This is a genomic window from Microvirga sp. GCM10011540 (assembly GCF_042650665.1).
GTDB lineage: Bacteria > Pseudomonadota > Alphaproteobacteria > Rhizobiales > Beijerinckiaceae > Microvirga > Microvirga lenta.
On record NZ_JBHSBQ010000138.1, the window covers coordinates 1 to 12171 of the forward strand.

A 12171-nucleotide genomic window follows, 5' to 3' on the forward strand; every position below is an offset into this window, starting at 1 on the left:
TCTTCTGCAAGCTCAAGGAGTTCAAGCGCATTGCCATGAGAGCCGACAAGACCGACCAAAGCTTCTCCGCAATGATCTATCTCGCCGCCGCCGTCATCAATTCACGATGAATCCCCACAAGCCTTAGAGCATTTGCCCGCGGAGGGGACCCGAAAATGCGGCGTCACAAACCTGTGACTGTAAAACCACAGGGGGAACCTTGCCATATTTCGGCCATTGATGATCCAAGATGCGGCCACGGCTGAGCTTTCTCAAACAGGCTGTGGCCTATCCTGCCCACCAATGCTCCTCACACGTCTCATAACCAGAAACTGCGAGTTCCTCCTGATGTTCATGAATGCCCCAGCCTTGAGCTTGTCACTCCTACGTAAAGCGCTCCGTCTGGGTGCTCTTTTTCTTCTTCCGCTCGTCCTGGCGGCCTGCGTCTCCACCTCGCAGCCCCCGCAGCAGAGCGCTGCTCCCCGCATCGACCCCACCTACGCGGCCATGTACGGCGCCCGGCCCGACGAGGCCCATCCGCTTCCGGCCCTCGACTTCACGGACGTCGATCCGCGCTACCTGCGCCGCGAGGTCGCCTATAACGGCCGCGAGGAACCCGGCACGATCGTCGTCGATACGGATGCCCGCTACCTCTATCTCGTGCGCGAGAACGGCCGCGCCATCCGTTACGGCATCGGCGTCGGCAACGAAGGCATGGCCTGGAGCGGCCGCGCCCGCGTCGGCCGCAAGGCTCCCTGGCCGCGCTGGACGCCGACGCAGGACATGATCCGCCGCGATCCCGAGCGCAACGCCCGCTGGGCCAGCGGCATGGCCGGCGGCCTCGAAAACCCGCTCGGCGCCCGCGCCCTCTACCTGCACGACAACGGCCGCGACACGCTCTACCGCATCCACGGCACCAACGAGCCCTGGTCCATCGGCCAGGCGGTCTCCTCCGGCTGCATCCGGATGTTCAACCACGACGTGATCGACCTCTACAACCGCGTTCCCGTGGGCTCGCCCGTGATCGTGCTCAACGGCTCCCGCCGCGGGGACGAAATCCGGGTCTCCTCCTACTAGGGCACCGCGCGAGGGAAGCCGACCTCGCAAGAAGGCATCTGAGGAAAGGACCCCGGAGACGGGGTCCTTTTCATGTTCGCTCCCGAACCCATTGCAGGGCCCGGTGCGGAAAACCGGATCCACATTTCCGCACGCCGCCCTAGATGGCACCTCGATACCAGGGGTGAGTTCGGGGTGAGTTCATGGGCGACGCGCACTTTTCCGCACTGAGGATGACGATCCGCATCATCGAGATCGGCGGGATTGCGGTCATCGTTCTCGGCATCCTCGGGGCCAGCGTCGCCGTGCTGTGGCAGCTCGTGAAGGGCCGCCGGTCGACCACCGACGCCTTCAGCGACTACCGGTCCAATATCGGCCGGGCGATCCTCCTCGGTCTTGAACTCCTGGTCGCGGCGGACATCATCAACACGGTCGCCATCGAGCCGACACTGCAGAGCGTCATCGTGCTCGGCGGCATCGTTCTGATCCGCACGTTCCTGAGCTTCTCGCTCGAAGTGGAGATCGAGGGCCGCTGGCCCTGGAACAAGCACAGGAACGAGGATCGCCGCTCCTTGAACGGGTGATCCTTTCCGAGATCCGTCCGGCGTTGTCGGCTTTTTTACCGGTGGTGACGTTTACTCAACGGAAACTGTGCCAGCGGAGGCCGGGAGCCGAGAGATGGATGCAAGAGCCAAATGCCAGGGCTGCCGGAGCAGCGAGCCCCTGCCCTTCGACTTTACGATGGCCTTCCATCCGATCGTCGATGTCGAGCGGCACGAGGTCTGGGGCTACGAGGCCCTCGTCCGCGGAACGGAAGGACAATCGGCGGGTTCGATCCTGAACCGGGTCGACGAGGCCAATCTCTACAAGTTCGACCAGAGCTGCCGCGTGAAGGCCATCGAACTCGCGGGCAGGCTCTTCGAGCCGGACAGCGACACGCGGCTCTCCATCAACTTCATGCCGAACGCGGTCTACGAGCCGTCCGCCTGCATCAGGGCATCCCTCGAGGCCGCCCGCCGCGTCGGCTTCAATCCGCACCGCATCATGTTTGAGTTCACCGAGAACGAACGGATGAGCGATACGGGCCACGTGGCCCGCATCATCGCGGAGTACAAGCGGCTCGGCTTCATCACTGCCATCGACGATTTCGGCGCGGGCCATGCGGGCCTCAACCTTCTCGCGCGCTTCCAGCCGGACCTGATCAAGATCGACATGGAACTGATCCGCGGCATCGGCGATTCCGCCGCTCGGCGGGCGATCGTCGCCGGCATCATGCTGATGGCGCGCACGTTGGACATCGCGATCATCGCGGAAGGAATCGAGACCCCGGCCGAGCTACGCGCCCTGCGGGACGCCGGCATCCGGCTGTTCCAGGGCTACCTGTTCGCCAAGCCCGTCATCGAGCAGCTTCCGGCCGTCGCCTTCGAGCAGGCGGCTCAGGCGGTCTAGAGCCCTTCCCGTCCGGTATTGACCGGCTGCGGCTCAGCTTCTAGGAAGCGATGCCCGGCCACAGCCGCCGCCGCCCTTCCAGCGTCCGGCGGCTCCCATCCAGACCCTTCATCGCGCCCAGACCGCTTGGTCGGCGAACCGTGAGGCGCGCCCCGCAGCGCAGCGGCTCGACGGGTCGATTTCCCTCCTCACGTCAGCGCCCGTCCCGCGGCCCGGACCCGTCCGGACTTCGCAGGCGGACGGGCTTCTCCGGCAAATCATCATGAATTTCGAGACAGGTCTCTTCCTCGACAGGATTCCCTACGTGAAAGCAGGCTCGGGGCCGAACCCCATCGTGGTGTTCAACGGCGGGCAGGCTTTCGTGCGGCGTCCCGCTCCTTCCCGCACCAGCCGCGACGCGAAACGCATCGCCCGGATGCTGCCGGAGGGACGGCCGTTCTACGTCTTCGGCTACGATCCTGCGCCGCCGGCCGAGTACAGCATCGAGACCATTGCCCGCGACTTCGCCGAGATCCTGCGCAAGGAGATCGGCCCGGCGACCGTCATGGGCATCTCGTTCGGCGGCTTCGTCGCCGCGCGGCTCGCCGCCGAGCATCCCGACCTCGTCCGCGAGTTGATCCTGACCGTCAGCGCCCATCGCTTCTCGCCCGAGGGACGGCGCAGCATCGCCCGGCAGATCGAATGCGCCCGCACGGGCGATTTCGCGGGATTGCTCGACGAGTTCGGCATGGTCTTCCGGCGTCCGTGGCTCAACTGGCTCGTCCGGTTGCGCTTTCGCATGGAGCGCAAGCGGCTGCACGAGAAGATGAACGATCCGGACGTGATCGTCCGCGGGCTGAGCGCGGTCGCGTCGGAGGATTTCGGCCGGGACCCGGCCTGGCTGAAGCGCATCGCGGCCCCGACCCTGATCGTGGGCGGCACCCGTGACCAGTTTTTCGACGTGACGGCGATGGAGGAAGCGGCCCGCGCGATCCCCAATGCGCGCCTCGCGCTGTTCGAGAACGAGACCCAGATGCTGCCGGTCGAGCGTCCGGGAGACGTGGCGCGCAGGATCGCGGATTTCCTGTCCCGTCCCTGACGGGCCGCGAACGCGGACGCCGCGTCGATTTTCGCCGCCTGCGCGTTATGTTCGGTGTCGTCCTGCGTGAGTCGAAGTCGAGGATAGTGGAATATGGCCAAGGAAACCAAAGCACCTGCAACGCTCATTCCCCCGAACGAGGCGGCGATCGTCACCGCGAGCAACATGACGGAGCTGGAACTGGTGCTGCCGGATATGGGCGACGAAGATCTGCCCGAGATCGCCATCTTCCTCGTCGCCTGCGCTATGCGTTTCCACAGCGACCCCGGTTTCGTGCAGGAGCAGCTGGAATGGCTGGTCAGAATGCACGACACGGAGGTCGACGAGGGCATGAAGCCGAGCGAGCTGAACTCCTCCAACGACGATTGACCGTCGGAGGAGCGCTCGCGCCGATGCGCCCGCGAAGGCCCTAGTCGAGGAAGGTCACCTCGGTGCCCTTCTCGACCATTTCCGCGAGCTCTTCCGCATCCCAGTTCGTCAAGCGGACGCAGCCGTGCGAATAGGTCTTGCCCACCTTCGCGGGCTCGGGCGTGCCGTGGATGCCGTAGGACTCGATGGAAAGGTCGATCCAGACCGAACCGACCGGGTTGTTCGGTCCCGGTGCGACGACGAACTTCTCCTTCGAGTCCACCCCCTCGAAGGAATATTCCGGATTGTAGGTGTAGGTCGGGTTCTTGGCGATCGCCTCGACCTTGTGCGTGCCGTCGGGAGCGGGCTTCTCCTCGCTGCCGATGGTGGCCGGATACACCGCGATCAGCGACCCGTCCTCGGCAAGGGCGCGCAGGGCGCGCTCGCTCTTGAGCACCTCGATCTTCTTGACCTTCTTGGCCTGATCGCTTCCGTCGGTTGTGACATTCGCCACCAGGATGGTCGTGCCGGCCTTGTCGAAGCTCTTGTCGGGATTCAGCGCCTTCAACAGGTCCGCATCCATGTGGAATTTCTCGGCCAGCAGTTCCCGTGCGCTCGTGTAGGAGAGACGCTCGAGGTCGGCCTGCGCCTTCAGCTTATCCGGAATCTCGTCGACGAAGGGGCCGTTCACGTCGTCCTCGGTGATCGTGTATTCCTTCAGCACCGGATCGGACGACGTCCCGGTGAGCTTCGACCACAGCTCCTCATCGAGCTTGCCGTCGGCCTGGAGGTTGTTCTCCTTCTCGAAGGCTTCGATGGCGTTCTGCAGGTTCTCGCCCTGATAGCCGTCGATGACGCCGGGGGAGAAGCGGGCGCGGTCGAGCAGGACCTGCGCCTTGATCATGGTGGGGCTGATGCCGCTTTCCTTTTGGGCAGAGAGGTCGGCCTTGTTGACCTCTTCCAGGGTCAGTGACTGCGCCTGAGCCGGTGCGGCAAGGACCATCCCCCAGATGCCGAGTAACGCAACAGCCGCCGTTTTCATTGTTCACTCCATCCTGTTTGTCTTCCGTGACAAGGGATGAAGGCGGCCCGGTGTTCCGATTTTTGTCACTGGCAGATGCGGTAATCCCCTTTGCGGGCGCGCATGTCGAGGTGCAGGTGATCGCCGTGGGCAGCGTCGGAGCCGGGCCCCAGCACGGTGGTGAAGATGGGGCACGCCCCCATCCGCACCGCCTTCTGGAACGCGGCCTCGGGCGATTCCTCATGATGCGTGCCGATGTTGAGCGGGTCCCGCTTGGCGAACTCGAATCCCATGATATCCACCGCGTTGCCGAAAGCATGCTCGCTGAGCTTGCCGCCCGAGCGCTGATCCCGGCACTGATAGGACGTTCCGACGAACAGCTTCGTCGGCTTGCTCTGGAGGTGCTTTTCGGCCTCGACCGCGAGCACCTCGCGGCTCCAGCGCACCAGGTTCTCGGCGAGCGGACAGGTCATGACCGCGGCGGGAGAAATTTCGAGATCGTCCGGCAAGGCCGTGACACGCACGGTCTCCCGAACGGTGCAGGCCCGGTCCTGAATATCCGGGCGGACTTCGAACTTGACCCCCAGTTGAGCGAGGCGCTCGATGCAGGTTCCCTCCCCTGGCTCGGCCTGGGCCTGGGAGGCCTCCGGCGGCTTCGCCGGTTCGGCGGCAGGCTGGGCCGTCTCCGGCGCAGGCGGGACAGCCGTCTCAGGCCTCGGCGGCGGCAACGGCGGAACGGCATCCTCCACCGCGCCCGCAGGGGCGGCTCCGATGAGGGACAGGGCCAGCAGGCCTCCGATCCAGTTGATTGCTGGCTTCCGGCGCATGGGCATGGCAACTCCGCCCCAGCAGGTGCTGGGGCTTCTCCTCGGGGACAACGGCTGCCCCGCGGCGGACGTTCCGCTTAAGGTGGCGCTTCGGCACCGGGCGGCCCGAAGCGGCTTTGCGCGCCGGAGCGTCCCCTTCGGAAGCCGCCCCATGCTCGATTCCCCCAGGGCGCGCACCGTTCGGGGCGAGAATCCGGGTCCACTTTTTCGCACGATGCGCTAGCATTGGGGCGATTTGCCATGGAAGGACAGACGATGCTCCGCGCTCTCTCCCTCGCCATCCTGATCGCCGCCGCCGGTCCCGGCGTCGCGGTCGAGCCGGCCGGTTCCCCGATCCTCGTCGCACAGCAGCAGACCGCCCCTCAGGCGACCCCGAAGCGCGACTGCGAGAGAAGTCAGGAAGGCATCAGCTGAAGCTGACGGCCTGATCCCCTTCGGGCCGAGCCGTCTCTTCCGTGAACCGGGCTGGCGGCCGCCGCAAGCGCGGCCGGTGGCGCGGGCAGGCTTACTTGTGCCGCAGCCGCCGGGCATTCGCCCGCACGTGCCGGCGATAGCCCCTCACGACCTTGTGCGCCGATCCGCCCGCCGCGACCGTCATGGCGGCCTCGGCGAACGCGCTGACCTTCTCGGTGACCATCAGCATGTTCTCCGCCGCGGAGCCGCGGCCGGAGGCGATCTGCATCATGCGCGTCCAGATCACCGCCTGCGCTTCCATCGCAAGCAGAGAGGTATCCGCAGCCAGCTTCATCCAGGGCAATATCATCGCACATCCTTTACGACATCGGCCGCAGGTCAACAACCTCGGGCGGGTCCATTGGATCCGTTGTTTCCAAGACCCGCCTGCCGCTGCACAGGAAGCGATATGATAGCTCGGCCTTGAAGTGACGAAATAAGTCACTTAATATCGTTCCATGAAGCTCAAGACACCGCTCCCGTCATCCAGCCTCCGCTACGTCCTGCATCTCGGGCAGGAAGAGCAGGCTGCGGTCGCGGACACTTTTGCCCGGTACGGTTTCCTGCTGGAGACGCTCGACCGGATTGCGGAGCGCGAAGGCATCAGGGCCGATGTCGTCCGGCTCCAGAAACTCGCCTACGAACAGATCCGCACCGAGACGCAGCTTCCGGCACAGATGGTTCTCCTGGGGATCCGCGACTTCGCGGCCCGGCGGACATCCGGGGAGGACCTGCCCGGCATTCCTCTCGGCGAGAAGCTCTACGCCATCAAGGGCCCCACCACGCTTACGCTCGCCACCGTCCGTGGCCGGCTGGCCGTCCATTACGACGTCGCCGGCTATGGCGAAGGCTGGCGCGGATCAGCGCCAGCCCGCCTCGTCCCCACCGACACGGGCTTCGAGCTCGTCGTCGGTGTCAAACCGTTCATTCGTCCAGCAGAGGAGAAGTCCATGGCTTATGAAGGCATTCTATCCCGCGTCGGCCGATTGGTGGCAGGCTTCGCCCATGCCGCGGTCGATAAGGCGGAACAGGCCGATCCGGTGACGATCGTCGAACAGGCGATCCGGGAGATCGACCGCGAGGCCGAGGAAGCCCGCGCCGCGCTGGGCAAGCACACCGCCGAGCAGCACAGGCTCGAAAGCCGCAGCAGGGAGCTGAACGCGGAGATGGCGACCCTTTCCGACAGGATCGCCACGGCGCTTCAGCAGGGACGCGAGGATCTGGCGAAGGCCGGGATCGAGCGACAGATCGATATCGAAGCGCAGATCTCCGCCCTCGAGGTTGCCATCGCCGACGTCAACGAGCGCATCCAGGAGGCCCAGGGAGCCGTCCAGGCCGTCATCGCAGCCCGTCGTGAGGGAGAGGCTCGTCTCGCGGAGCTGAAGCGCTCCCTGACCCGGGAACAGGCTGCCGGCGCGCCCGGCGCTGCCCGCTCCGCCCCTCCCGGGGAAAAGGCCTTCCGGTCGCTTGAAACCATATCCCGCATCACCGGCGTCCCCTCCTCCGGCGGCACTCCGCACGCATCCCAGATGAACGAACTCGAACGGCTCCACCGGGACAAGACGGTCGAGGAGCGCCTCGCGGCCTTCACGGCCCGGAGCGGCCAATAGCCGGAGAACGAAATGGATGCCCTCCTTTCACCCGGCTACCAGCCGTTCGCGGTCGCGGGCCTCGTCATGGCGGGCTTGGTTCTCATCGAGACGGTCTCGCTGGTCGGGGGCTTCTCCCTCAGCCACTTCATCGACAAGGGAGTCGATGTCGACGCCTATGACGGCCACCATGCCGATCTCGGGAGCGCCGGCTGGCTGAGCGGCATGTTGGGCTGGGTCAATGCCGGCCGGGTTCCGGCATTGATCTTCCTCATCGTCTGGCTCGCATCCTTCGCCGTGGCAGGTTTCGTGATCCAGACCGTCGCCATCGGCCTGTGGACTGCGTTGCCCACCCTGGCCGCCAGTCTTGCCGCGTTCCTGCTTGCCACTCCAGCGACACGTTTCACGACGCGCCTGGTCTCCTTCATCATCCCGCGAGAGGAAACCTACGTGGTTTCCAACGACGACCTCGTCGGGCGGGTCGCGGAGGTCACGCTCGGGCCGCTCGACCAGGGGCCGCCCGGACGCGTGAAGGTCAGGGACGCCCACGGGAACTGGCACTTCCTCATCGCCAAAGTCGCAGACGGCCACGCCCCCGTCCCGGTCGGAGGACAGGCCCTCCTCGTCGACAGGAGCGGATCGACATTCCTCGTCGTACCTGCGCCCGACGAACTCAAAGCAAGCTCTTAAGACAAAACCTCCCGGAGACCACCTATGCTCAGCGGTATCATCATCCCGGTCGTCCTCAGCCTCGTCGCCATCGTCGGCATATGCGTGGTGATCGGCATTCTCTACAAGCGCTCGACCCGCGATCAGGCGTATGTCCGCACGGGTCTCGGCGGCAAGAAGGTCGTGCTTGATGGCGGCTCCGTCGTTCTCCCGGTCTTCCACTCCATCGCCTGGGTGAACCTCAACACCCTGCGCCTCGAGGTCCGCCGCGGCGAGGGCGACGCCCTGATCACGCGCGACCGCATGCGGGTCGATATCGGGGCCGAGTTCTACGTGCGCGTCCGGCCGGAAGCGGATTCCATCGCCCTTGCCGCGCAGATTCTCGGCGACCGGACGAACAACGCCGACGCTCTGCGTCAGGTGATCGAGGCGAAGTTCGTCGACGCCTTGCGATCCGTGGCCGCGACGATGTCCTTGAACGATCTTCAGGAAAAGCGCACCGAGTTCGTGTAGGCGGTGCAGGAGACGGTCGCGGCGGATCTCACGTCCAACGGGCTTGAGCTCGAGAGCGTCTCGCTGACCCGCCTGGACCAGACCGACATCAAGCACTTCAACCCCAACAACAGCTTCGATGCGGAAGGCTTGGCGACGCTCACGAAGATCACCGAGCAGCGCAAGAGGGAGCGCAACGAGGTGGTTCGGGACACCGAGGTGGCGATTGCGGAGAAGGACCGCGAGGCCCTGCAGCGCAAGCTCGAAATCGACCGCGCCTCGAAGGAGGCGGAGTTGACCCAGCAGCGCGATCGCCAACGCGACGGCCAAGACCCGCGCCGAGCAGGCGGAGAAGGAGGCCGCGGCCAGACAAGCCGAGGAAACCGCGAGGATCGCCTCCGAACTCGCCATCGCCGAGCGCGAGGCCGAAGCCAAGCGCATCAAGGAAAGCGCCAACATCGTCGCAAGCCGCGCCGTCCAGCAGTCCGAACTGGAGGCCAAGCGCGACGTGCAGATCGTGGCTCAGGAAAGCGCCATCGCGGTTGCCAACAAGAGCCGGGAGGAATCCGAGGCGAAGGCCGCGGCAAAGGAGGCCGAGGCTCTCGCGGTCGCCGCCGACGAGAAGGTCGCAACCGCCAGAGAGGTCGAGATCGCCGAGCGTCAGAAGCGCATCGCCGTCATCGCCGCGCAGCAGGAGGCCGAGACCGAAGCCACGAACGTGACCGTCGCGGCCGAGGCGGAGAAGAACGCCGCGGAGGACAGGGCCCACGCGATCAAGACGATCGCCCTGGCCAATGCCGAGGCCGCCAAGATCGAGGCCGCAGGCATTCGCGAGAAAGGCGCGGCTCAGGCCGAGGCGGAAGCTGCGATGACCGAGGCCCGCAACAAGCTGTCTCCGAAACTCATCGAGTTCGAACTCACGCGCGAGCGCATCCGCATCATCCCGGCGGCCCTGGCCGAGGCGGTGAAGCCGATCGAGAAGATCAAGGACATCCGCATCTTCGACACCGGTGGTCTGGTCAACGGCAAGGGAACGTCCGAAAGCGCAGGGATCGGTCTCGGAGACGGTCTTGCCGGCCAGCTTCTCGCGCTGCAGGCCAACAGGCCCATCGTCAACTCCATCCTGGCGGAAGCGGGCTTCACCGGTGGAGGAAACGCCCTCGACACCCTGCTCGGATCCGTCACCGCGAAGGAGCCCATCAAGGTCGAGACGATCCCGGCGGAGGCGGAACGGCCGGTTTCGCCGGAGGCACCCGGCACGCCGTAGCGGCCGCGCGGTCGGGGCCGTTCACGACCGGCGGGACACGGCCCCGACCGTCGACCACGGATCGCCCCGCGGCGCGCTCGTCTGCCCGCGCGACATTCGGAACCCGCCAAGCGTGGCTACGTTGCTTCCACACGAAAGGGAGGCGGGTAATGCCGAGGGTTCAATCGAAGCTCGTCGCCTTGGTCAGGTTCCCCGGCGTTTTCGCCGTGGCGCTTTCGATCCCGTTAGCGGTCGGCACGGTGCCGGCGCGCGCGCAGGACATCTTCGGGTTCCTCAGGGCCCTGACCTCCCCGCGGCTGCCGGTGCAGCCTCCTCCCGTGGACTTCCGTGTCGGCCCTGCCGTCGAGCAGACGCGTAAGCCGCGCCCGCGCCCCAAGATCATTTCCGTCCCGCAGCCCGAGATCAAGAAGCCCCTCAAGCCCCGGTCGCCCGGCGAGATGGACAATCCCGTTCCGGCCCTGCTGGCCGACAGCACGCTGCGGCCGGGCGACATGGTGATGTTCCCGGACGGCCTGAGGGTGTTCACCGGGAAGCCGGGAAGCCAGCACACGATGAAGGACTTCAAGCCTCTGGCGCAAGCCGGAAAGGCCCTGCCCCGTTCGACGCGCAAGCTGGTGGCGCATCTGCTGCCGGGCGAGAACCCCGCCTGGAGCACGGCCGGCGTGAGCACGGGCGGCAAGCTTGCAGCCAACACCAAGGACGTCGAGACGACCGGCAGCGTGAAGCGGAAACGGCGCTGAGACGCGCAACGCTCATCGCCTGCGAGCGAGGCTGCGTCCCGTGAACCGAACTTAATGATCGTCGAGGGGGAAGAGTGGTGCCCAGGGGCGGAATCGAACCACCGACACTGCGATTTTCAGTCGCATGCTCTACCAACTGAGCTACCTGGGCATTCGGCGTCAGCGCTTGGCTGTTCGCGTCAGAGGCCGGTTGTATAGTCAGACCGGCGCCGCCTGTCTACCCGCTTCTTCAATAAGTGCGAGGAAATTTTTTCACGCCTCGCGGTCGCCCTCGTCCCGGTCCTCGTCATCCTCCACCGCCGGGATCGCGTAGGTGCCCGAAAGCCAGCGGTTCAGGTCCACGTCGGCGCAGCGCTTCGAGCAGAAGGGGCGGTATTCCATCTGGGCCGGCTTGCCGCAGACCGGGCACTTGCCGGCGGGAGCTTGAGGGTTGTTCTCGTTGGCGGGGGTCACCGTCGCCTCCCTGCTCTACGGCTCAGGCTGCATTGAGCCAGGTGAATCGGACGGGATAGCCCTCCCCGTCCAGGAGCGCCGCCGTCTCGTAGAGCGGCAGGCCCACCACGTTGGTGTAGGACCCGACGAGCTTGACCACGAAGGTGCCGGCCAGCCCCTGAATGGCGTAGCCGCCCGCCTTGCCGCGCCACTCGCCAGAGGCGAGGTAGCGCTCGAACTCGTCCCGCGACAGGCGCTTGAAGCGCACGCGCGTCTCCACCAGACGCTCGCGGACGGCGTCCTTGGGGGTGACGACGCAGATCGAGGTGTAGACCCGGTGCGCCCGGCCCGAGAGCAGGCGCAGGCACGCCGCGGCCTCGTCCACCACCTCGGCCTTGGGCAGGATTCGCCCGCCGGCGAGAACCACCGTATCGGCGGAGACGATATAGGCGTCCCTCAGGTCCTCGCGGTTGCGGGCCGTCTTGCGGGCGATCTCGGCCTTCTGGCGCGACAGGCGCCGCGCCAGCTCCTTCGCCGTTTCCGACTTCAGGGGCGTCTCGTCCACATCGGCGGGCAGCAGCGCATCGGGCTCGATCCCCGCCTGCTGCAGAAGGGCCAGCCGCCGGGGCGAGGCCGAAGCCAGAACGAGCTTCGGACGCCAGCTGGGATTCGACACCTCGGAAGAAGACGCCACGAATTGATCTCCACGCTCTCGGGTCCGCGCGGGACCCCTCTAACGACAGGCCCGTTCCTCGCGACCGGCACCGCCCT

General features: G+C 66.0%; 14 protein-coding genes, 1 tRNA gene and 1 pseudogene. 10 read left to right on the forward strand and 6 right to left on the reverse strand.

What is annotated here, in order from left to right:
- Window positions 1–354: 354 nt before the first annotated feature.
- From ACFOYU_RS21415 to ACFOYU_RS21435, 5 genes are all read left to right on the forward strand, one after another.
- Window positions 355–1056, forward strand: a complete 702-nt coding sequence (locus ACFOYU_RS21415) for a L,D-transpeptidase (RefSeq protein ID WP_377035227.1) — start codon at window positions 355–357, stop codon at window positions 1054–1056.
- 182 nt (window positions 1057–1238) lie between these two features.
- Window positions 1239–1619, forward strand: coding sequence for a DUF1622 domain-containing protein (locus ACFOYU_RS21420; protein WP_226741203.1), 381 nt, complete (start codon window positions 1239–1241; stop codon window positions 1617–1619).
- Window positions 1620–1713: 94 nt separating this feature from the next.
- Complete coding sequence (locus ACFOYU_RS21425; protein WP_377035160.1) at window positions 1714–2484, forward strand: EAL domain-containing protein; 771 nt, start codon at window positions 1714–1716, stop codon at window positions 2482–2484.
- A 262-nt stretch (window positions 2485–2746) separates the two neighbouring features.
- Window positions 2747–3562 carry an alpha/beta fold hydrolase gene (locus ACFOYU_RS21430; RefSeq protein WP_377035161.1) on the forward strand — a complete coding sequence of 272 codons (816 nt, stop codon included), beginning with the start codon at window positions 2747–2749 and terminating at the stop codon, window positions 3560–3562.
- Between the two features lie 93 nt (window positions 3563–3655).
- Window positions 3656–3931, forward strand: coding sequence for a hypothetical protein (locus ACFOYU_RS21435; RefSeq protein WP_226741206.1), 276 nt, complete (start codon window positions 3656–3658; stop codon window positions 3929–3931).
- Window positions 3932–3971: 40 nt separating this feature from the next.
- Here ACFOYU_RS21435 and ACFOYU_RS21440 read toward each other — a convergent pair whose 3' ends face one another.
- Together ACFOYU_RS21440 and ACFOYU_RS21445 are read right to left on the reverse strand one after the other, a co-directional pair.
- Window positions 3972–4952, reverse strand: coding sequence for a L,D-transpeptidase family protein (locus ACFOYU_RS21440; protein ID WP_377035162.1), 981 nt, complete (start codon window positions 4950–4952; stop codon window positions 3972–3974).
- Window positions 4953–5017: 65 nt separating this feature from the next.
- Window positions 5018–5764 carry an extensin family protein gene (locus tag ACFOYU_RS21445; RefSeq protein WP_377035163.1) on the reverse strand — a complete coding sequence of 249 codons (747 nt, stop codon included), beginning with the start codon at window positions 5762–5764 and terminating at the stop codon, window positions 5018–5020.
- Between the two features lie 249 nt (window positions 5765–6013).
- On the opposite strand from ACFOYU_RS21445, the gene ACFOYU_RS21450 reads away from it, so the two are divergent.
- Window positions 6014–6172, forward strand: a complete 159-nt coding sequence (locus ACFOYU_RS21450; protein WP_226741209.1) for a hypothetical protein — start codon at window positions 6014–6016, stop codon at window positions 6170–6172.
- A gap of 91 nt (window positions 6173–6263) precedes the next feature.
- Here the strand turns inward: ACFOYU_RS21450 and ACFOYU_RS21455 are convergent, their stop codons facing one another.
- Complete coding sequence (locus ACFOYU_RS21455) at window positions 6264–6506, reverse strand: hypothetical protein (protein WP_377035164.1); 243 nt, start codon at window positions 6504–6506, stop codon at window positions 6264–6266.
- 163 nt (window positions 6507–6669) lie between these two features.
- Between ACFOYU_RS21455 and ACFOYU_RS21460 the strand changes: the two genes are divergently transcribed.
- From ACFOYU_RS21460 to ACFOYU_RS21475, 4 genes and pseudogenes are all read left to right on the forward strand, one after another.
- A complete protein-coding gene (locus ACFOYU_RS21460; protein ID WP_377035165.1) occupies window positions 6670–7821 on the forward strand; it encodes a PspA/IM30 family protein in 1152 nt (383 codons plus the stop codon).
- Between the two features lie 12 nt (window positions 7822–7833).
- Complete coding sequence (locus ACFOYU_RS21465) at window positions 7834–8490, forward strand: OB-fold-containig protein (RefSeq protein ID WP_377035166.1); 657 nt, start codon at window positions 7834–7836, stop codon at window positions 8488–8490.
- 24 nt (window positions 8491–8514) lie between these two features.
- Window positions 8515–10228, forward strand: a pseudogene (locus tag ACFOYU_RS21470) (flotillin family protein).
- 149 nt (window positions 10229–10377) lie between these two features.
- A complete protein-coding gene (locus ACFOYU_RS21475; RefSeq protein WP_377035167.1) occupies window positions 10378–10968 on the forward strand; it encodes a hypothetical protein in 591 nt (196 codons plus the stop codon).
- 75 nt (window positions 10969–11043) lie between these two features.
- Here ACFOYU_RS21475 and ACFOYU_RS21480 read toward each other — a convergent pair.
- From ACFOYU_RS21480 to ACFOYU_RS21490, 3 genes are all read right to left on the reverse strand, one after another.
- Window positions 11044–11119 (reverse strand) — tRNA-Phe (locus ACFOYU_RS21480).
- A gap of 101 nt (window positions 11120–11220) precedes the next feature.
- Window positions 11221–11421: a DNA gyrase inhibitor YacG gene (gene yacG / locus ACFOYU_RS21485; RefSeq protein ID WP_226741215.1), complete on the reverse strand. Its 201-nt coding sequence runs from the start codon at window positions 11419–11421 to the stop codon at window positions 11221–11223.
- Between the two features lie 22 nt (window positions 11422–11443).
- Window positions 11444–12094 (reverse strand): Maf-like protein, encoded by a 651-nt coding sequence (locus ACFOYU_RS21490; protein ID WP_226741216.1) that lies wholly within the window; start codon window positions 12092–12094, stop codon window positions 11444–11446.
- Window positions 12095–12171: the final 77 nt, after the last annotated feature.